Genomic DNA, 19,248 nt, shown 5'->3' on the forward strand with positions numbered 1-19,248 from the left:
TATTCCTGGCGTTGATAATGCAAATATGATGGGTGTCTGGATGATTTTTAAAAATCTCCATGACGGCACTTCCGGATTCTGTCGGGCTGAGTCTGAATCCGTCTTGCGCGAGGGAACCCATGCTGTGCTGGTCGAATGTTTGCGGCAGGGTCATTTGTCTATTTTTTGGTTAAAATAAAAGGGTTTTTGAGCGTAGTGCCAGTTTTTGCGAAGGGTAAAGTGACAGTTTTGTGTCGCTCCGCCGGCCGCCGTGTTGACGGATTGCGGGAGAGAACTGCAAATCCGTCCATTTCAAACAGGTTTTAAAAAAGTGAAGTCTATAAAATTAATATGAAAGTTTGGTAAAAAGTCTGCGTCATAAAAAAGCGGTATCACCATCCGGGCACAGGTATGCCCGGATGGTGTGCCTGCGGCGGTTAGTGCGCCTGCTTCAGCTTTTCAACCGCAGCTTTCAGGTCGTCCAGAGAGACCGCGCCGGGAATAATCTGCTGTTCGCCAATAATAAAGGTAGGCGTGCCATCCAGATCAATCGAGCGGGCAAGGGCTACGTTCTGTGCCAGTGCTGTGGCTACGGCGGGGCTTTTCATGTCCTTTACCAGCCGGTCCGCATCCAGCCCGGCCAGTGCCGCTGCATGGCGGATACGTTCCATGCCGGGGGCGGAGGTGTCGGCCATAAGGGCCTGCTGGAACGGCTTGTAGGCATTCTGCAAACCGGCGGCCACAATAGCCTGGGAATCCAGCACGCTGTTCGGCCCCAGTACGGGAATGACCTTTTCCACCAGCTTCAGGTCCGGTTCAGCGGCAACCAGTGCATCAAGGTCTGGCAGCACCTTGCGGCAGTAAGGGCAGCGCGGGTCATAAAACTCGACAATGCTCAGCTTGCCGTGGGGGTTGCCCAGAACAATGTCGCTTGTGCTGTTGCCAAACTGCGCCTTGTTGTGGCGGACAACATCCAGCGCGGATGTCGCCTTCTGCTCTGATGCCTTGCTCTGCATGGCCGCCACGGCATCGGTCAGGATTGTGGGGTCGGTTTTAAGCGCATTGCGTACGATCGAGACAATCTCGGCCCGCTGGGCGGGGGTAAAGCTGCCATCGGTTGCAGCATGTGCGGCTGTCTGGCCGCCCAGTGCAAGCAGGGTTGTCAGAGCGCCTGAGGCTGTCAGACGATAGAAAGATGAGATCAGTTTTTGCATGGTGTCCTTATCCGTAAAACAGGACGCTACGGTGCCCGCCCGCTTGGGGCAAGGGAATACACAGAGTGTTCTGCAACAAAGGTGCCACGCAAGTTGTGTTGCTGATAGCCCCAAAGCAGGGTAATCCAGCTATGAGATTAAAGTACAAAAACGTCTGCCCGCCGGACGGGCCCAGAAGTGGAGAGCGCTAGGCGTGGCTGCCCGATTCAACAAACACCGTTCTGTCCTGCCCCGCACCGGCTTGCCCGGTCGTGCCCGCGCGGCAGCGCTTGCTCTTGCCCTGACCAGCACACTGGCGGCCTGTGGGGGGGCGGATGACCACGTGAACCAGCCGGTTGTCAGCGGGTTTGTCGGGGCTGTGGCGGCGGATGAACCGCGCGCGGCTCTGGTCGCGCGGGACATTCTGGCCAAGGGTGGCAATGCGGCGGACGCGGCTGCGGCACTGGGGCTTGCGCTTTCGGTTTCCCTGCCATCGCGCGCCTCCCTTGGTGGGGGCGGGGCCTGCCTTGCATGGCGCCCGGGTGAGCCTGCGGGACAGGCGTTTGTTTTTGTGCCTCAGGGTGCCGCCCAGACCAACGCACAGGCAGACCGGCCTGCATCCGTGCCCCTGCTCGCGCGGGGGCTGTTCCTGATGCAGATGCGTTATGGCAGCGTGGATTTTGCAGACCTTATTGTGCCTGCGCGGAATCTGGCCTCCCGCGGGGTGCCCGTCGGGGGGCTGCTGGCAGCGGATCTGGCGGCTGTTCAGTCCTCCCTTTTGGCGGATGACAAGGCGCGTGCCGTTTTTGGTAACGACAGCGGGCATGTGCTGGCAGCAGATGACATACTGGTGCAGACCCGTCTGGCGGGAGCACTTGAGCGTATGCGCATTGCCGGGGTGGGTGACCTGTACACAGGTGCTTTGGCCCAGACCTTTATTGAAGGGGCGCAGGCTGCGGGTGGTGGCCTGTCCTCTGCCGACCTGCGAGGGGATGTTCCCGTGGCCGAGCCCCCGCTTACGGTGCATGCCCGTGGGCTGGACATCAGTTTTCTTCCTCCCCCGGCCGATGGCGGGGTTGGCATGGCTGCGGCCTATATGGCCGGTGGCCGTGGTGGGGAGCGTGTTGTAGCGGCATGGCGTGCGCGCCAGAGCGGCAAGGGCAGTGCGACCATGGTGGCCGATGCACAGGCACTGCTTAATTCTGGCAGCCTCTCCTCCGGCGGGGCGCTGCCTGCGCTGCCAGCCTCCACCTCCTTTGTTGTGACCGACCGGCAGGGCCAGACCGTGGCCTGCGCACTGAGCATGAACAATCTGTTCGGCACAGGGCGTATTGCAGGTTCGACCGGCATTGTGCTGGGGGCTTCTCCCGCACAAAGGCCGCTCCCCCTGCTGGCAGCGGGTATTGTGCATCAGGGCACGGATTTCCGCGCGGCCGCTACGGCCTCGGGGCAGAATGTGGCGGCTGATACAGCGGCCATTGCCTTGCAGGCAGCAGTTGCAGGCGTGCGTCCGCAGGTGACCAATGGCAACGGACGGGCCAATTTTGTGTCCTGCCCTGGTGGGCTTTCTGGTGGGGCTGGCCGGTGCTTTGGCTGGACGGACCCCAGAGGAGCCGGCCTTGCGGTGGGGAGCACCCCTGTCGCGCACTAGGTCTGGCGTTATAAAAATCAGGGGTGGCGTGCTGGAGCAGCATGCCGCCCTTGCCATGTTTTTCTTTTGTTCTATAATGGAACAAAACGGGTCCAAATTCTTAACGGGGTTTGTGCCGGGGCCTGAGCCTTCGTGGCGGCGCGTTGCGGAGCAAAAATGTTTGTGGCAGGGGTTTTAAACCTGAACCAACAGGTTTCAGGCTCGGGGTCACGCGGGGGCCCGGTCTGGTTGTTCGGCTCATAAGCTGAGGGAATGGTAGAGAATGGATAAGGCAAAGGCGCTGGAAGGCGCTCTTGGGCAGATTGAACGGGCTTTTGGCAAAGGGTCCGTCATGCGGCTGGGCCAGCGGCCCAAGGAACAGTCGGATGTCATCTCCACCGGCTCGCTCGGGCTGGATATTGCTCTGGGCATTGGTGGTCTGCCCCGTGGCCGTGTGGTGGAAATTTACGGGCCGGAAAGCTCGGGTAAAACCACACTGGCGCTGCACGCCATTGCAGAGGCGCAAAAACGGGGCGGCACCTGCGCATTTATTGATGCCGAACACGCGCTGGACCCCGGCTACGCCAAAAAACTGGGCGTGGATGTTGATAACCTGCTGATCAGCCAGCCCGATGCGGGTGAACAGGCGCTCGAAATTGCTGACACTCTGGTGCGGTCAGGGGCGATTGACGTGCTGGTGGTGGACAGTGTGGCCGCCCTTGTGCCCCGTGCCGAACTTGAAGGCGATATGGGCGACAGCCATGTGGGCCTGCATGCCCGCCTGATGAGCCAGGCCCTGCGTAAGCTGACCGGCACAGTCGCACGCTCCAATACGCTGATGATCTTTTTGAACCAGATCCGCCTTAAAATCGGTGTGATGTTCGGCAACCCCGAAACCACAACGGGCGGGAATGCGCTCAAGTTCTATTCTTCTGTCCGTCTGGATATCCGCCGCATCGGCTCGATCAAGGACAAGGACGAGGTCACGGGCAACCAGACGCGCGTCAAGGTCGTCAAGAATAAGATGGCTCCGCCCTTCCGTCAGGTCGAGTTTGACATCATGTACGGTGAAGGCATCAGCAAGGTGGGGGAACTCATCGACCTTGGTGTGAAGGCCGGCGTGGTGGAAAAATCCGGCGCATGGTTCTCCTACGACAGCCAGCGTATTGGTCAGGGGCGTGAGAACGCCAAGCAGTTCCTGCGTGATCACCCCGAAATGGCGGCGGATATTGAGCGCAAGGTGCGTGAACACGCAGGCGTTGTGGCTGAAGCCATGATGGTCGCCCCCGAGCATGATGCCGAGGGCGAGGACTAACTATCCGATACGGCGGGAGAGCAGGCAGGCCTGTGGGTCGTATGATGCCAGAATGGCCTGTTCTTCCGCACTGATCACATCTGGCACAAACCCCTGCCGCGCCCAGAACTGAAGGGCATGGCGGGTGGATGTCAGAGTCAGTGTGTTCAGGCCCGTTGTGCGCGCGGCCTCTTCGGCCCGGGCAATGGCCATTTGTGCATAGCCCCTGCCGCGCCCGGCCGGGGCTATGACCACATCATGAATATACCAGCGGTCCGCCGGAGCGGGCAGGGCACCGAGCAGGGCGTTCAATGGGGGGGAAAGCAGCCCCCGCCACGGGTGGCTGATCAGGTAGCCCGCTAACATTCCGTCCAGCATCAGGCTCAGGCAGCCTGTGGGGGCAAGGCGCAGGCGTTCGGCAAAAATATCTGTATCTTCGGGGTAGTCAGGGTGCACACTGCCAGCCAGTGCTGTAACGTGGGCAAGATCATCTGGCGTCATCAAACGCCAGATGATATCTGCGCGCGAAGTGTTCATACCAAGGTTCCGCTCTTTATGCGTGGTGTTGCACGGAGCTACTTATGACTGAAAAGCAGAGATCATGACAGGCCGACTTAGACTGACATTGCGGGTTGATGCCGATGGACGTGCCGCTCTGGGGCATGGCAAGGTTCGCCTGCTGGAGCAGTTGGCCGAAACCGGCTCTATTTCTGCGGCAGGGCGTGCCATGGGCATGTCTTACCGGCGTACGTGGCTTTTGGTGGATAACCTGAACCAGCTTTTTGTGGAGCCGCTGGTTATGACCCGGCCTGGCGGGGGTGGTGGCGCATTCCTGACCGAGACAGGCAAAACCGTTCTGGCACTTTATCGCCAGATCGAGCGTGACGCGGCGCAGGCGGCCCGTTCTGGTATCAGCCAGATGGAAGCCCTGCTGGCACCTGCGGCCGAATGCCTCCAAAAAACCTTATCTGAGTGACAAAATGCACGGCGTAGCTACAATCGCGCCAGAGATTTATTGGTCATAGCGGGAGATTAAAGTGTCATCAAACGTACAGCGACGCGGGGTCATTCGGGCCGGGGCGGGCGTGACTTTGGCATCGCTCGTTGGCGGAGTCGCCCGTAAGGCACGGGCGGAGGGGCTGAGTGGCGCCACCGGCAAGTTTGATGATAGCACCGTAATCCAGATTGCCCGCAGGCTGGCCAATGCGGAGTATCATCCGCCGGGGCAGAGCCTGCCCAAAGCGTTGGATAATCTGACGTTTGACCAGTATCGTGGCATTGCCTACCGGCCCGACCGCGCCTTGTGGGCAGGGGATAACCTTGCGTTTGACGTGGAGTTCTTCCCCCGCGGTTTTCTCTACCGTCCCCGCATAGAAATTTATGAGGTCCGGGACGGGCAGGCCGGCACTGTGCCCTACTCCCCCGACCTGTTCACTTATTCCGACCCCGCCTTGCGGGTTACGGATGATCTGGGTTTTGCCGGTGTCCGCCTGCGTACCGCCATTAACACCCCCGGTGTTATGGAGGAGTTCTGCGTATTTCTGGGGGCGTCCTACTTCCGGGCTGTGGCCAAGGGGCAGGATTATGGGCTTTCCGCCCGTGGATTCGCCAATGGCACGGGGGATCCAAAAGGGGAAGAATTCGCACTGTTCCGCGCATTCTGGCTGGAAAAACCGCAGCCGGGCGTACAGTCCATTGTTGTGCATGCGCTGCTGGACAGCCCGACGGTAACAGGGGCCTTCCGCTTTACCATCCGCCCGGGCGACAACACTGTGTTTGACGTGCAGACAACCCTGTTCCCGCGCGCCAAGATCGAGCAGTCCGGTATCGCTCCCCTGACCGGCATGTTCTATTTTGATGTTAACGACCATAACCACGTCGATGACTGGCGCCCCGCAGCGCATGACAGCGAAGCCCTGCAAATGTGGACCGGTGCGGACCAGCAGCTTTATCGCCCGCTGCGCAACCCGCTGGACCTCCAGTTTTCCACGTTCTCGGATGTCTCCCCCCGTGGGTTCGGGCTGATGCAGCGTCGGCGCGCCTTCCATGATTACGAAGACCTTGCCCTGCATTACGAAAAACGTCCTTCCCTGTGGATCGAACCGATCGGGGATTGGGGTGCTGGCTGGGTTGATCTGGTGGAAATCCCCACACCCAACGAAGTGAACGATAACATCGTCTCCTTCTGGCGGCCCAAGGAGCCCTTGCGCGCAGGGCAGGAATACCACTTTACCTACCGCATGTACTGGGGGTGGGATGCGCCCTTCCCCACACCGCTGGCCCGTATAGGCGCGACCCGCGTGGGTTCGGTGGTGGATAATAATGATGCCCGTTTCTTTGCCATAGACTTTATGGGCACTCCCTTTGAGCATCTGCCAAAGGACACGCATTTCCATGTCACGCCCAAAACATCGGCGGGCACAATCCAGAATGTGGTTGTCGAGCCTAATCCGGCTATTAACGGAATCCGCACTACGTTTGAGTTTATTCCGGGGGATGCCAAGGTCGCTGACCTGAGTGCGGTGCTGGAAACGGATTCTGGCCCCATTTCCGAACAGTGGCTGTACCGGTGGACGCCCTGATTATGCCGGATATGAATACGGGTGCCTCTGAACGACCTTTTGAAGCCCTGCCCCCCGAAGCACGGCTGGATATGCCGGTCCAGAACCTGCAAAAACCCGCCAGTATGGAAGGGCGCGGGCGCACGCCTGCCACATCGCCTTCCAGCATTGTGCTGCGCCGTCTTTCGGTTATCGGGTCTGCGCTCGCACTCACGGCGTATGGGGCATGGCGCACGCACATGGTTATGGACGAGGCGGGTGTGTCTGCCCTCGGCGTTATCATGCTGGTGCTGTTCATTGCCTTGTTTATGTGGATTGCCCTTGCGTTCACCTCTTCGGTGGCCGGGTTCTGCTCGCTGGTAACGCATGGCGGCCTTGGGCTTGGTATCCGCCGCACAGGCCCCCTGCCCCAGCTGACCCGCAGAACCGCCCTGCTGCTGCCCACCTACAACGAACCCCCCCACCGCGTTATGGCGGGGCTACGGGCCATTTACAGCAGTCTGGAGGAAACGGGGCAGCTTGGCAGTTTTGACCTGTTTATCCTCTCCGACACGACCAACCCGGATGTATGGGTCAAGGAAGAAGCCGCTTTTCTGGCCCTGCGGGAGCAGGTTGGCGGGCATGAGCGTATTTTTTACCGCCGCAGGCACAACAATGTAGAGCGCAAGGCGGGCAATGTGGGGGAATGGGTGCGCCGCTTTGGGGCCGCATACGACCACATGGTTACGTTGGATGCGGATTCCGTCATGTCCGGCCAAACGCTGGTGCGTATGGCGGATGCCATGGAGCGCAACCCCGGCGTGGGGCTGATCCAGACACTCCCGGTTATTGTGGGGGGCACGACCCTGTTCGCCCGCTTGCAGCAGTTTGCCGGGCGTGTGTATGGCCCCATTATTGCGTATGGCATTGCCTGGTGGCATGGCTCGGAAGGCAATTACTGGGGGCACAACGCCATTATTCGCACCCGCGCCTTTGCCAGTCAGGCGGGGTTGCCCCATGTGCCCGGCAAGCCGCCTTTTGGCGGGCATATTCTTAGCCATGACTTTGTGGAAGCCGCGCTGATGCGCCGTGGTGGCTGGGCCATTCACATGATCCCCGCACTGGACGGATCGTATGAGGAAAGCCCGCCCTCGCTGACCGATGTGGCCATTCGTGACCGGCGCTGGTGTCAGGGTAACCTGCAACACGTCAAGGTGCTGCCCACCAAGGGGCTGCACTGGGTCAGCCGCATGCACATGGTTGTGGGCATTGGCGCGTATGTGACCTCCCCCCTGTGGCTGGTGTTCCTGCTGACCGGGATTTTAATTTCGCTTCAGGCGCATTTTCAGCGTCCTGAATATTTTGGGGATACCAAGCTCCTGTACCCGCATTGGCCCCATGTGGACCCGGTGCAGGCCAAATACGTGTTTATTGGTACAATGGTTGTGCTGCTTGCCCCCAAGCTGCTGGCCTATATTGCCCTGCTGCTGGACCCCGAGGCACGGCGCGGTAGTGGTGGCCCGGTCCGTGCGGCTGTGTCCGTGCTGGTGGAAACGCTGATCGGCGGCCTGATCGCACCCATTGCCATGCTTATCCAGACATCGGGCGTTATCTCGATCCTGAGCGGGCATGATTCCGGCTGGAATACCCAGCGGCGTGATGATGGCGGTATTCCCTTTATGGAAGTGGTGCGCCAGTACGCGCGCTTTACCCTGTTTGGGCTGGTGCTGGGGGCTGGGGCATGGGTTGTTTCTCCCTCCCTGTTTTTCTGGATGACGCCGGTTCTGCTTGGGCTGGTGTTTTCCATTCCTCTGGTTGCCTTTACCAGCAGCCGGAATGTGGGGCTTGGGTTCAGGCGGGCAGGGCTTTTGCTGGTGCCCGAAGAAACACAGACCCCCGATGTCCTGCAAAAGCTTGAGCATGAGGAGGCGCAGGACCAAACCCCAACCCTGCCCGATGACGCCCTGCGCGCCCTGCGGGCTGATCCCGCATTGTGTCAGGCGCATATTGCCATGCTGCCAGCCGAGCGCCGTGTGGGGGACCCCATTAACGCCGATCAGCTTGTCGGTCTGGTCAAGCTGGCGGAAGCGCCCTCCCTGCCGGATGCGGAACGCCGCCTGACGGTTAAGGAAAAAGCCGCCGTTCTGGGCAGCCGCAAAGGTGTGGACTTGATTTTGCACCTCCCCGAGTCGTAACAAAACGGCGCGGGGTGATGGCCCTGTTATGGGGCCGATGGGTGTGCGGTCTGCTCAGGCAATGCGCTGGCCAGCCACCCAGACTTCCTGCACGGTGAGTGCGTTATCCATAACAACAAAATCGGCGCGTTTGCCTGCGTGCAGGGTGCCCCGGTCATGCAGGCCCAGATACTGGGCCGGGTTGCGTGTGAGCAGCACGGCGGCCTGATGCAATGGCAGGCCCGCCTGCACCGCGTTGCGCAATGCGGTATCCAGAGTCAACACACTCCCGGCCAGATTGCCGCCGGGCAGGCGGACCGCGCCGTGCTCCACCATAACCTGCTGCCCTCCCAAAAGGCTTGGACCATCGGGTAGCCCGGCGGCCCGCATGGCGTCTGTTACAAACAGCAGGCGTTCGGGCATAACGCGCTGGGCCAGCCGGAAGGTGGCGGGGTGGACGTGGTGCGTATCAAAAATCAGTTCGGCGTAGGCATCGCTGCACATCAGGGCCGTGGCGGGGCCGGGCTTACGGCTTTCTATGCCAGCCATGGCGTTAAACAGGTGGGTGGCGCCTGTTATGCCCCCTGCGGAGCAGATGCGGCATATGGCCTGCTCGGTTTCTTCATACCCGGCAAGGGTGTGCCCAAGGCTGACCCGCACACCAGCCTGCGCAAAAAGCTGCATGGCTTTCTGCGCATGGGGGAGTTCAGGGGCAAGGGTTACAACGCGCACGCAGCCAAACGCCAGAACTTCCGCCACGCGTTCGGGGGTTGGCGCCAAGGCGTGGGGAGGCTGCGCACCCAGCCTGTGCGGGCTTACAAACGGGCCTTCCAAGTGTGCACCATGTATGTTTGGGCCGTCTGGCATGGTGGTACCGCAAACTTCGGCAATGGCGGCAAGTGCGCCAAGCACGTCTGCCCAAGGGCTGGTAATGGTGGTGGGCAGTATGGTGGTGGTGCCATGGCGGGCATGGAAACGGGCAAGTGTGTGAATGGCCTGTACGCCGTCCATGGTATCCGCCCCATTGCCGCCATGCACATGGCCATCAATAAAGCCGGGTAAAATATAACGGTCGGGAATGGCGGCGTTATCTGGCGTTACGGCCTGTATCTGCTCCGCAAAGGTTACATGGCCTGGAACAATGCGTTCGGGCAGAACAAGATGCCCTCTGAGTTCGGTCATGCTTCAGATTTCCTTCACCATAGGCGGGGTTTTGCGCAAATCCCTGTTCATGAAGTGGAGCGCGTACAGGGTGATGAGAGCGTAGGATAAAAGGGCAAGGCATGTGAATGCTGCCTGAAAACCCATGACAGGTTTTAAATGAACAAAAAGCTGGGGCACAACCCCACCCCCGCAATATGCCATGACCAGAAAAGCCGAAACCTGCGCCGTATGTTGACCGGAACCTTTAAGGGCCAATGGAAACAGGGATGGAAATATCATGGAGTTTGCAAAACCCAGCAGGGTAACGCAGGCAACGGATATGTAGCCGTGCGTAACCCAAGCTCCCACGCTGAGCAGCCCCCCACACAGGCAGGAGAGGGGAAGATAGCGTTCCTGTGTGATCAGGCGGGGGGACAGGACAAGCCCCGCCACATACCCGCAGAGCATGAAAAAAAGAGTAAGGGATGTAAAAAACTTTGTTTGATCAAGGGATATGCCAAAACCCTGTGCATAGGTTCCCACAGCATCACCGGAAAGTACTTCTACTCCTACATAAAAAAACATCGCCCCGGCACCCAGCAGGGTTCGGGTATTGAGGGAAGAGAGAAGTATTTTTATAAAACTTGTTTTTGAAGACCTATTTTTGCAAATATCTGTACGGATTTCCGGTAGGGAGGACCGCAAAACCCACAGGGCTGTCAGGGCCAGAAAAAACGCCATGCCCATATAAGGCCAGTAAACACTGTTCAGAAAATCCTGTTGTACAGACAGGCGTTGAACCGGGTCGGTCAGGGCGGGTAGGGTTGCGGATATGTCGGCCATGTGACGCATGGCCAGTGTGGCCAGCGCAACGGGGGCCACAATACCCCCCAGTTTGTTGCAGATACCCATAATGGCAATGCGCTGTGCACTGCGGTTTTCAGGGCCGAGAAAGCTGACATATGGGTTAATGGCCACCTGCAGCAGGGCCAGCCCCATGCCCAGTACCAAAAAGCCCCCCAGCGCACCGGGGTAGGAGCGCGCATGCAGGCACTGGCCAGTCAGCCCCATGCCGCCCGCCATGACCAGCAGGGCATAAACCAGCCCGTTTTTAAAGCCGGTGCGTGTGACACTCAGGCTCGCGGGGATGGAAAAGACAAAATAGGAAAAGTAAAAAACAAGCGGCACCATAAATGCCGCCAGATCATTCAGGGTAAAGGCGACCCGCACAAAAGAGATCAGCGGGCCATTCAGCCATGTGACAAACCCGATGATGAAAAACAGAGCCGCGCTAAGCACCAGTGGCCGCCACCCATAAGGCCCAGCCGGGCAGGGTATGCGTGCGGCGGCTGTGGGCTGGGTGGGCGGCTGTGGCATGTCCGGCTATGGCCCGCTGTAGGGTTTTCAGGGTTTGGGGCCTAGTCGGCTGCCTGTGCATCCTTGGACGGCAGGCTGTCTATTTTTTCGCAGGCCTGACGCAGCTCGGTGGAGGGGTTATGCGTCTCGCACAGTTTTTCCACATCGGCGGCGCAGGCCTCGATCGAATTTTCAAAGTCGGATTCAAGCACGTCCTCGGCAACCGTCAGGTCCTGGTTGCGGGTGTTTTCTTCATCCTTTTGCAAAAGATCCTGCGTTTTGTGCAGTTCCTTGAGCGATTCAATACAGGCAGGCCCCGCCGCGTCGGGCTTGAGGTGCAGAACCGCAAGTTCCTTTTGCAACTGGACGTTGTTGACGTTGTTGCGCGGGGCTGTCTCATCATCGGCCATGGCAAGGGAGCCTGCGCTCAGGCCACCGACCAGAAGAACGGATGCCATAGCGGCATGATACAAACGAAAACCGGACACGAGCACAATTCTCCTGAGTCTGCGACACTGCGCACCAATTACCCTGTTTTCTAGCCTGTCTGTGTCGGATAGGTAAAGAAACAACCCGGAAAAGCTGCCAGCAGGCTTGGCATGGACTTGGATTTGGTGCTAGGTGTGACCTCGGAAAGTCGGCGGTGGACGGACACCTTGCTAAACCGGTCAGGTCCGGAAGGAAGCAGCCATGGTGAGTTTCGTCCGGGTCATTGTTCGGCTTTCCACCCTAATTTTCCGCCCTTGTGGATCAGACCATTCTGCGCCGGTCAAACCGCGCATGCAGGGCGTGACCTTACACAGTCTGCGGGCATGGCATGAGTGATACGACTGACGAGCAGTTCCCTCACGATGAGGGGCTTCCCAGTCCGGAACCGGAAGGCCCCGGCCTGTTTGGTGATGCCGATCCGGCTCCCGCCCCCTCCGCGCCTCCCCCGCCAGTGCCCGATGCCGCAGCCCCTCCCTACAGGGTGCTTGCCCGCAAATACCGCCCCACAACATTTGATGACCTGATTGGCCAGGAGGCCATGGTCCGCACCCTGCGCAATGCGTTTGCGCTGGGGCGGGTGGCCCATGCCTTTATGCTGACCGGGGTGCGCGGAGTGGGCAAAACCACGACCGCACGCATTATTGCCCGTGCCCTTAACTGCACCGGGCCGGATGGCAACGGCGGCCCCACGGCTGACCCGTGTGGTGTATGCCCCAACTGCGTGGCCATTCTGGCTGACCGCCACCCCGACGTGCTGGAAATGGACGCCGCCTCCCGCACAGGGGTGGATGATGTGCGCGAGATCATAGAGGCCACGCGCTTCCGCCCCATGCAGGGGCGTATGAAGGTCTTTATCATCGACGAAGTGCATATGCTCTCGCGCAATGCCTTTAACGCCCTGCTCAAAACGCTGGAAGAGCCGCCTGCGCAGGTGACGTTCATTTTTGCCACGACCGAACTGCGCAAGGTGCCGGTCACGGTTCTGTCGCGCTGCCAGCGGTTTGACCTGCGGCGGGTGCCACAGGCCGAACTGGCCGGCCTGTTCGCCCGGATTGCACAAAAGGAACACGTTGCGCTCTCCGATGATGCACTGGCCCTGATCGCCCGCGCGGCAGACGGCTCGGTGCGGGATGGTCTCTCCCTGCTGGATCAGGCCATTGCCCAGGGCAGTGGTGTGACGGATGAAGGCGGGGTTATTGGCGCAGGCATTGTGAGCGACATGCTGGGGCTGGCGGACCGCGAGGTAGTGTTTGACCTGCTCGATGCGGTGCTGACCGGCAAGCCCGACAAAGCCCTTGCCCTGCTGGATGCAGCCTATGCCCGTGGGGCTGACCCCGGCCTTGTGCTGGGGGATATGCTGGAGCTTGTGCATATTGTTTCCCGCCTGCGGGCTGTGCCCGGTCTGGGGGACTCGGCAGATATGCCAGAGGCCGAGCGGGTGCGGGGCACACATATGGCCAGCGCCTTTACCGTGCCCGTGCTCATGCGGGCATGGCAGATGCTGGTCAAAGGTGTGCGGGAGGTGGAGAGTGCACCAGACCGCCGCGCTGCAGCAGATATGGTGCTGATCCGCCTGTGTTACGTGGCCGATCTGCCCTCGCCCGAGGATCTGGTCAAACGCCTGAGCGCTACGCAGGACGATACCGGGCGTGGCGGATCATCTGCCCCCCCTTCCGCGCCACAGGCCAGTGGCCCGTCCGGGCTGGCTGGTGCACCTGTGGGGAGTGCTGGCCCGAACGGGACCGGCGCTTTTGTGGCTCCACAGGGTGATGCAGCAGGTGGGCATGAGCCGCCGCGCCTGCGTATGGTCAGCTCCGGCGGTATGGCCGTGGCCGCGCCCGTACAGGCAGCAGCCCCTGTTGTGCAGCCCGTGGCCCCGGTTGAGCCGGCCCCTCCGCCGGTCCCGCGGACATGGCGGGAGGCCGTGGCGTTGGTCAGGGAGCAGCGCGAGGCAATTCTGCACGGGCAGTTACGGCATGCCGCGCATCTGATTTCTTTTGCCCCCGGACGTATTGTCCTGCGGTTTGAGCGCGGGGTGCCGAGCGATATTGTGCCGCAGCTCCGCCGCGTGCTGGACCGCGCAACGGGCATAAGCTGGCAGATTGAAGCCGGGCAGGAGGATGGTGAGCCCACGCTGGACGCGCAGGGCGCGGAGGTTATCCAGTTCCGCCGGCGCGAGGCAGAGGCGCACCCGCTGGTCCGGGCTATTCTGAACGCTTTTCCCGATGCGCAACTGGGTGAGGTGAATGACCACGGGCTGGATGATTACGGCCTCCCTCCGGAGGAACCGCCCGAACTGCTGTTTGCTCCTCTGGACGCGCAGCCGCTGGATGAAGACGACCGACCATACGACCCCGGTGCCTCGCAGGACTGAAGTGAGCGGGCCGGGCTGGCAAAATAGCACGTTCTGGGCCAGATAGGGAACAGGTGATGCGCCGCAGGGGTGCGCCATAGCCGCACCACGCGGCAGACAGACAAGCTAAGGGGATGACCATGAAGAACCTTGCCTCACTGATGAAGCAGGCTACGCAGATGCAGTCCAAGATGGAAGCCATGCAGAGCACACTGGAAGCCATGAACATTGATGGTTCGGCCGGTGCAGGCATGGTCAGCGTTGTGCTGAGCGGCAAGGGGGACATGCGCTCCATTAAAATCGACCCCAAGCTGGCAGACCCGACCGAAATGGAAATGTTGCAGGACCTGATTGTTGCGGCCTGTGCGGATGCCCGCAAGAAGCTGGACGAAAAAGCAGCCGAGGAAATGCAGAAGGTCACCGGTGGGCTTAACCTGCCCGCAGGCATGAAACTGCCGTTCTAAACCGCAGATACAACCGACCTTGAGCGCGGGGGAAAGCAGGCGGGCATGGGTGGTCAGGAAATAGAGCAGCTTATTCGCCTGCTGGGGCGCCTGCCGGGTTTTGGCCCGCGCTCGGCCCGGCGTGTGGCGCTGTACCTGCTCCGCGAGCCCCATACACGGCTGGCCCCGCTGGCCCGCGCCATGGAACGGGCGGGGGAGGCCATTCGCACCTGCTCTTCCTGCGGGAATCTGGATACATCGGACCCGTGCCACATCTGCACCGACCCGCTGCGTGACAGGGGGCTGGTGTGTGTGGTGGAAACGGTGGGGGACCTGTGGGCGCTTGAACGTGCGGGGGTCCATAGGGGTGTTTATCAGGTTCTGGGGGGTACTCTGTCCCCTCTGGCTGGGGTTGGGCCGGAAGACCTCAACGTATCCGCCCTTATGACCCGCCTGCATGAAGGCACCGTGCGCGAGGTGATTCTGGCTCTGGGCGCCACGGTGGAAGGAGCCACCACCATGCACTGGCTGATGGACCAGCTGGAAGCATATGAGGGGCTGACCATCAGCCGTGTGGCGCAGGGCGTGCCCATGGGGGGCGCTCTGGATGTGCTGGACGATGGCACTCTGGCCGCCGCTCTGGGTGCTCGTCGCCCTGCCTGACAGAGTGGCGCCAACCATTAAGGGAAGAATCATACCCGTGGACATGCAGCCGATCAGCCCGGCCATACCACGCCGCGCTCTGGTAACCGGGGGTAGCGAGCGGTTTGGTCAGGCCATTGTGCTTGGTCTTGCGCAGGCTGGGTTTGATGTGGCCATCCATGACCGCACCAACAGGGCCGGGGCGGAGGGCATATTGCATGCCGTGCGCGCGTTAGGCCGCACCGGCTGTGTGCTACAGGCCGATTTCATGCGGGAGGAGCAGGTACAGGCCCTGTATGGGCAGGCCGCGCAGGCTCTTGGCGGCCCTTTGGGGGTGCTGGTCAACAATACCTCCACCTGTGAGCAGGATGAATGGGACAGTGCCTCGCTGGAAAGCTGGATGCTGCACATGAAGCCCAACCTGCGTGCGCCTTTTGTGCTGATTCAGGCTTTTGCCAAGGGGTTGCCCCAAGGGGCACAGGGCATGGTGCTGAATATGCTGGATGAGCATGTGTGGCCGCTATCGCCGCACTTTGTCAGCCATACCGTGTCCAAAACTGCGCTGTGGACACTCACACAGACCATGGCGCAGGCCCTTGCTCCCAAAGGGATCAGGGTTAACGCCTTGGGTTCTGCTCCCGGTCCTGCCCTGCCCGGCTCCGGGCCGATGCAGGAACAGCCTGCACGGCAATGCGCGTCTGTGCCCCCCGCCCAGAATGCTTTGCCTGATCAGGCTGCGCGGGCAACCCTTGCCCTTTTGGCCGAGCCCTTTGTGACCGGGCAGATGCTGACCCTGAACAGTGGGCAACACCTGCAATGGTCCCCGGCCCTGTTGGCCGGACATGCCGTGGAAGAATAAAAGAATGGCCGTTTTTGCTCCGTGGGCCGACCAGCCGCCGCTGCGTTGCCTGTTTTTGAAGAACATGGTGCTCGATGCCCATATTGGCGTGTTCCCGCATGAGCAGGGTGTAACCCAGCGTATTCGGGTGTCGGTCCATTATGGGGTGGATGACCGCACGGACCTGGAGGTCGGGCCGGATGACCTGAGCCGTACGGTCTCGTACGAGCGGGTGGTCCAGCTTGTGCACCGTATTGTGCGCGAAGGGCATGTGCGGCTGGTGGAAACACTGGCCGAACGCATAGCCTCCGGCGTGCTGAGCGATGACCGCGTGCGTGTTGTGCGTGTGCGCATAGAAAAACTGGATGTGTTTGCAGAAATAGAAGGTGTGGGCGTGGAAATAGAGCGCCGCCCTGCAAGCTGATTTCTGGCCCTAGCCTGCCAGCCGGGGCTGGCGACATAAAAAAAGCCCGCTGTATGCCAGCGGGCTTTTTTTGGTCTGAAACACAGATGTTCAGAATCCCCTGAGGGATCAGGATTCGTGGTCTTCCGAATCCGTGTTGACATCGATGTCTGAGCTGATGTCGTCGTCATCATCATCCAGATCAGCGGTGTCTTCCATCACATCATCGTCGTCCGTATCGTCATCGGTGTCGATATCGATATCTTCATCGGCCTTCTTGATGGGGGCAGCACTCGCTGGAACGGGGGACAGGCTGTCAGAGTTGCGGCGCAGGCGCGGCACCAGAGCAGGCTGTTCCGTTCCGCATTTGGGGCAAATGGCGGGTGCGCGGTTCAGGTCATAAAAACGGGCACCACAGGACACGCAGACGCGTTTGGTGCCGAGATCGGGCTGGGACATCTTGCTACCTGTCAATCCTGAGCAGATATTGGGGCCAACGCCCCGGAACACGAACGAACCCCGAACAGCACCGGAGTGCTGGGACAGGACTCGAACCAGACTGTTAAGGCGATGCCCAATGCCACTGTGTTTCGGGTCGTGTCAAACCCGGAGTTTGCAAAAGGTGGTATTTTCTGCATCCCCACCCCTCTTTTTCTGCCCCTGCCCGGATTGACTTGCAGGCCGTCCCGCCGGAATGAAAAGAGCATGACACACGTATCCTCCCCCTCCGCCCGTCCGCTGCGGGTTACGCGCGCGCAGGCCCCTCTTTCCGGTTCCATCCGTGTGCCGGGTGATAAATCCATCAGCCACCGTGCCCTTATGTTTGCCTCCCTCGCACGGGGGGAAACTCATATTACCGGGCTTTTGGAAGGGGAGGACGTTCTGCGCACAGCGGCGGCCATGCGCGCGTTGGGCGCACAGGTAGCGCAGCACGCACCGGGGGACTGGCGCGTGAGTGGTCTGGGCATTGGCAAGCTGCGTGAGCCCGATGATGTGCTGGATATGGGCAATTCCGGTACGGCGGCCCGTCTTTTGTCCGGTATTCTGGCCAGCCACGGCATGGTGTCGGTCATGACGGGGGACGCCAGCCTGCGCCGTAGGCCCATGAAGCGCGTCATGGACCCGCTGGCAGGTACGGGGGCCACCTTTATGGCGCGTGAGGGCGGACGCCTGCCCATGGCCATTCATGGTCTGGCAGACCCCAAGCCGCTGGATTACCGCCTGCCCGTGGCCTCTGCGCAGGTCAAATCCGCCGTGCTGCTGGCCGGGCTGAACGCACAGGGGCAGACACGGGTGGAAGAACCCGTAGCCACCCGGGACCATACCGAAAACATGCTCCGCCACTTTGGCGCGCACGTTAAGGTGGAGGAAACCCCACAGGGTGGTCGGGTTATTCTGCTACAGGGCCGCCCGGACCTTGTTGCGCGCGATGTGGTGGTGCCGGGGGACCCGTCCTCCGCCGCCTTCCCTATTGTTGCAGCGCTGCTGGTGCCGGGGGCGGATATTACAATTTCCACCGTGGGACTGAACCCCCTGCGCACCGGCCTGTTCATTACCTTGCAGGAAATGGGCGCACAGCTTGAGGTCACCAATATCCGCACCGAAGGGGGCGAGCTGGTGGGGGATTTGCATGTGCGTGCATCCAGCCTCAAAGGCGTGACCGTACCTGCCGACCGTGCTCCGTCCATGATTGATGAATACCCCATTCTGGCTGTGGCGGCGGCGCATGCTTCTGGCGTATCGCGCTTTTGCGGGGTGGAAGAACTGCGCGTGAAGGAGAGCGACCGTCTGGCCGCAACCGTGGCGCTGCTGGAAAACAATGGCGTTAAAACCGCAGTGGAGGGGGATGATCTGGTTGTGTACGGCACCAGCAACGCCATTCCCGGCGGTGGCGTGGTGCAGACCCATATGGACCACCGGCTGGCCATGAGCGCGTCCGTGCTGGGGCTGGTGGCCCAGAACCCGGTGGAAATAGATGATACCGCGTTCATAGACACCAGCTTCCCCGGCTATTTGCAGCTCATGAACAGCCTTGGCGCGGGGTTTGCACTATGACGCGCGGCGGACCCGTTATTGCCGTGGATGGTCCCGCGGCGGCTGGCAAGGGCACTCTGGCCCGCAAACTGGCCGAAGCACTGGGCCTGCCGTATCTGGATACAGGGTTGCTCTACCGTGCAGTCGGGCGGCTGGCCCTTGATGCCGGGCAGGACCCCGCACAACCCGCCGAACGGTTTGCCCAGGCCCTGACGCCAGAGGACATGCAGCGCAAGGACCTGCGCCTGCCAGATGCCGCTCTGGCAGCCAGCAAGGTGGCGGCCCAGCCTGCGGTCCGTGCCGCTCTGGTGGAAACCCAGCGCCGGTTTGCCGCCCGGCAGGGGGCCGTGCTGGACGGGCGGGATATTGGCACTGCCATTTTCCCCGATGCGGATGTCAAACTGTTCATTACCGCATCCCCCGCCACCCGCACGCTCAGGCGCTTTTTGCAAAGCGGAGGGGACCCGGCCGCCCCCGATGCGCAAACGCAGCTTCAGGCCATGGAAAACGCCCTGCGCGCGCGTGATGAAGCTGATGCAAGCCGGGATTCCGCACCCATGCGGGTTGCGGATGACGCATACGTGATTGAGACGGACACGCTGGATGCACAGGCCGTTCTGGCCGAAGCCTTGCGGTTTACGCGGGAACGACTCGTGGCTGCACGGGGCTGAGTGCAGGCCCCCGTACAGGGGACGCAAGCCATGGTTACGCATTTTTTGCCCCCCATTTGCGTGATG

The 19,248-nt window shown here is 60.9% G+C and carries 18 protein-coding genes and 1 other RNA gene; 13 read left to right on the forward strand and 6 right to left on the reverse strand.

All coding sequences use genetic code 11. From position 1 onward, the window contains the following. Positions 1-416 precede the first annotated feature (416 nt). Positions 417-1,193: a DsbA family protein gene (locus LKE65_RS03885; protein ID WP_095349507.1), complete on the reverse strand. Its 777-nt coding sequence runs from the start codon at positions 1,191-1,193 to the stop codon at positions 417-419. Positions 1,194-1,386: 193 nt separating this feature from the next. Between LKE65_RS03885 and LKE65_RS03890 the strand changes: the two genes are divergently transcribed. Continuing rightward, the gene (locus LKE65_RS03890) at positions 1,387-2,823 is read left to right on the forward strand and encodes a gamma-glutamyltransferase (RefSeq protein ID WP_086646900.1); all 1,437 of its coding nucleotides are present in this window, start codon (positions 1,387-1,389) and stop codon (positions 2,821-2,823) included. Between the two features lie 262 nt (positions 2,824-3,085). Then, positions 3,086-4,117: a recombinase RecA gene (gene recA, locus LKE65_RS03895; protein WP_095349508.1), complete on the forward strand. Its 1,032-nt coding sequence runs from the start codon at positions 3,086-3,088 to the stop codon at positions 4,115-4,117. On the opposite strand, the gene LKE65_RS03900 is transcribed toward recA, so the two are convergent. Continuing rightward, positions 4,118-4,633, reverse strand: a complete 516-nt coding sequence (locus LKE65_RS03900; protein ID WP_278740514.1) for a GNAT family N-acetyltransferase — start codon at positions 4,631-4,633, stop codon at positions 4,118-4,120. It abuts the gene before it with no gap. A gap of 64 nt (positions 4,634-4,697) precedes the next feature. Here LKE65_RS03900 and LKE65_RS03905 point away from each other — a divergent pair, with 64 nt between their 5' ends. From LKE65_RS03905 to mdoH, 3 genes are all read left to right on the forward strand, one after another. Next, positions 4,698-5,072, forward strand: coding sequence for a winged helix-turn-helix domain-containing protein (locus LKE65_RS03905; RefSeq protein WP_086646897.1), 375 nt, complete (start codon positions 4,698-4,700; stop codon positions 5,070-5,072). A gap of 61 nt (positions 5,073-5,133) precedes the next feature. Then, positions 5,134-6,678, forward strand: a complete 1,545-nt coding sequence (locus LKE65_RS03910) for a glucan biosynthesis protein (protein WP_086646896.1) — start codon at positions 5,134-5,136, stop codon at positions 6,676-6,678. Positions 6,679-6,680: 2 nt separating this feature from the next. Continuing rightward, complete coding sequence (mdoH, locus tag LKE65_RS03915; protein ID WP_278740516.1) at positions 6,681-8,831, forward strand: glucans biosynthesis glucosyltransferase MdoH; 2,151 nt, start codon at positions 6,681-6,683, stop codon at positions 8,829-8,831. A 54-nt stretch (positions 8,832-8,885) separates the two neighbouring features. On the opposite strand, the gene LKE65_RS03920 is transcribed toward mdoH, so the two are convergent. Genes LKE65_RS03920 through LKE65_RS03930 form a run of 3 tightly spaced genes read right to left on the reverse strand, consistent with a single transcriptional unit; the run spans position 8,886 to position 11,797 of the window. Continuing rightward, complete coding sequence (locus LKE65_RS03920) at positions 8,886-9,992, reverse strand: N-acetylglucosamine-6-phosphate deacetylase (protein ID WP_278740517.1); 1,107 nt, start codon at positions 9,990-9,992, stop codon at positions 8,886-8,888. Between the two features lie 3 nt (positions 9,993-9,995). Beyond that, positions 9,996-11,330, reverse strand: coding sequence for a glucose/galactose MFS transporter (gluP, locus tag LKE65_RS03925; RefSeq protein ID WP_278740519.1), 1,335 nt, complete (start codon positions 11,328-11,330; stop codon positions 9,996-9,998). 41 nt (positions 11,331-11,371) lie between these two features. After that, on the reverse strand, positions 11,372-11,797 hold the full coding sequence (locus LKE65_RS03930; RefSeq protein ID WP_278740521.1) for a hypothetical protein: 426 nt from the start codon (positions 11,795-11,797) through the stop codon (positions 11,372-11,374). Positions 11,798-11,940: 143 nt separating this feature from the next. Here LKE65_RS03930 and ffs point away from each other — a divergent pair. From ffs to folB, 6 genes are all read left to right on the forward strand, one after another. After that, an RNA gene (gene ffs / locus LKE65_RS03935) (signal recognition particle sRNA small type) lies at positions 11,941-12,038 on the forward strand. Positions 12,039-12,126: 88 nt separating this feature from the next. Then, on the forward strand, positions 12,127-14,172 hold the full coding sequence (locus tag LKE65_RS03940; protein WP_278740523.1) for a DNA polymerase III subunit gamma/tau: 2,046 nt from the start codon (positions 12,127-12,129) through the stop codon (positions 14,170-14,172). A 119-nt stretch (positions 14,173-14,291) separates the two neighbouring features. Beyond that, positions 14,292-14,615, forward strand: coding sequence for a YbaB/EbfC family nucleoid-associated protein (locus tag LKE65_RS03945; protein WP_086646945.1), 324 nt, complete (start codon positions 14,292-14,294; stop codon positions 14,613-14,615). A gap of 45 nt (positions 14,616-14,660) precedes the next feature. Next, complete coding sequence (gene recR, locus LKE65_RS03950) at positions 14,661-15,257, forward strand: recombination mediator RecR (protein WP_086646891.1); 597 nt, start codon at positions 14,661-14,663, stop codon at positions 15,255-15,257. A 31-nt stretch (positions 15,258-15,288) separates the two neighbouring features. Further along, positions 15,289-16,095: an SDR family oxidoreductase gene (locus LKE65_RS03955; protein ID WP_278741751.1), complete on the forward strand. Its 807-nt coding sequence runs from the start codon at positions 15,289-15,291 to the stop codon at positions 16,093-16,095. 4 nt (positions 16,096-16,099) lie between these two features. Next, entirely contained in the window at positions 16,100-16,498 is a 399-nt protein-coding gene (gene folB / locus LKE65_RS03960) for a dihydroneopterin aldolase (protein ID WP_086646890.1), read from the forward strand. Between the two features lie 108 nt (positions 16,499-16,606). Here folB and LKE65_RS03965 read toward each other — a convergent pair whose 3' ends face one another. Beyond that, on the reverse strand, positions 16,607-16,936 hold the full coding sequence (locus LKE65_RS03965) for a TIGR02300 family protein (RefSeq protein WP_086646889.1): 330 nt from the start codon (positions 16,934-16,936) through the stop codon (positions 16,607-16,609). Between the two features lie 246 nt (positions 16,937-17,182). Here LKE65_RS03965 and aroA point away from each other — a divergent pair, with 246 nt between their 5' ends. Both aroA and cmk read left to right on the forward strand, forming a co-directional pair. After that, positions 17,183-18,532 carry a 3-phosphoshikimate 1-carboxyvinyltransferase gene (gene aroA / locus LKE65_RS03970; protein ID WP_408744025.1) on the forward strand — a complete coding sequence of 450 codons (1,350 nt, stop codon included), beginning with the start codon at positions 17,183-17,185 and terminating at the stop codon, positions 18,530-18,532. Then, on the forward strand, positions 18,529-19,182 hold the full coding sequence (gene cmk / locus LKE65_RS03975; protein WP_278740525.1) for a (d)CMP kinase: 654 nt from the start codon (positions 18,529-18,531) through the stop codon (positions 19,180-19,182). The genes aroA and cmk overlap by 4 nt, the downstream gene beginning before the upstream one ends. Positions 19,183-19,248: the final 66 nt, after the last annotated feature.

The sequence above is a fragment of the Acetobacter fabarum genome (genome assembly GCF_022483405.1).
GTDB lineage: Bacteria > Pseudomonadota > Alphaproteobacteria > Acetobacterales > Acetobacteraceae > Acetobacter > Acetobacter fabarum.

Coding starts and splice junctions, on each gene's coding strand:
- LKE65_RS03885 (WP_095349507.1), bottom strand. CDS start 1,193: ATGCAAAAACTGATCTCATCTTTCTATCGTCTGACAGCCTCAGGCGCT.
- recA (WP_095349508.1), top strand. CDS start 3,086: ATGGATAAGGCAAAGGCGCTGGAAGGCGCTCTTGGGCAGATTGAACGG.
- LKE65_RS03900 (WP_278740514.1), bottom strand. CDS start 4,633: ATGAACACTTCGCGCGCAGATATCATCTGGCGTTTGATGACGCCAGAT.
- LKE65_RS03905 (WP_086646897.1), top strand. CDS start 4,698: ATGACAGGCCGACTTAGACTGACATTGCGGGTTGATGCCGATGGACGT.
- mdoH (WP_278740516.1), top strand. CDS start 6,681: ATGCCGGATATGAATACGGGTGCCTCTGAACGACCTTTTGAAGCCCTG.
- LKE65_RS03920 (WP_278740517.1), bottom strand. CDS start 9,992: ATGACCGAACTCAGAGGGCATCTTGTTCTGCCCGAACGCATTGTTCCA.
- gluP (WP_278740519.1), bottom strand. CDS start 11,330: ATGCCACAGCCGCCCACCCAGCCCACAGCCGCCGCACGCATACCCTGC.
- LKE65_RS03940 (WP_278740523.1), top strand. CDS start 12,127: ATGAGTGATACGACTGACGAGCAGTTCCCTCACGATGAGGGGCTTCCC.
- LKE65_RS03945 (WP_086646945.1), top strand. CDS start 14,292: ATGAAGAACCTTGCCTCACTGATGAAGCAGGCTACGCAGATGCAGTCC.
- recR (WP_086646891.1), top strand. CDS start 14,661: ATGGGTGGTCAGGAAATAGAGCAGCTTATTCGCCTGCTGGGGCGCCTG.
- folB (WP_086646890.1), top strand. CDS start 16,100: ATGGCCGTTTTTGCTCCGTGGGCCGACCAGCCGCCGCTGCGTTGCCTG.
- LKE65_RS03965 (WP_086646889.1), bottom strand. CDS start 16,936: ATGTCCCAGCCCGATCTCGGCACCAAACGCGTCTGCGTGTCCTGTGGT.
- aroA (WP_408744025.1), top strand. CDS start 17,183: ATGACACACGTATCCTCCCCCTCCGCCCGTCCGCTGCGGGTTACGCGC.
- cmk (WP_278740525.1), top strand. CDS start 18,529: ATGACGCGCGGCGGACCCGTTATTGCCGTGGATGGTCCCGCGGCGGCT.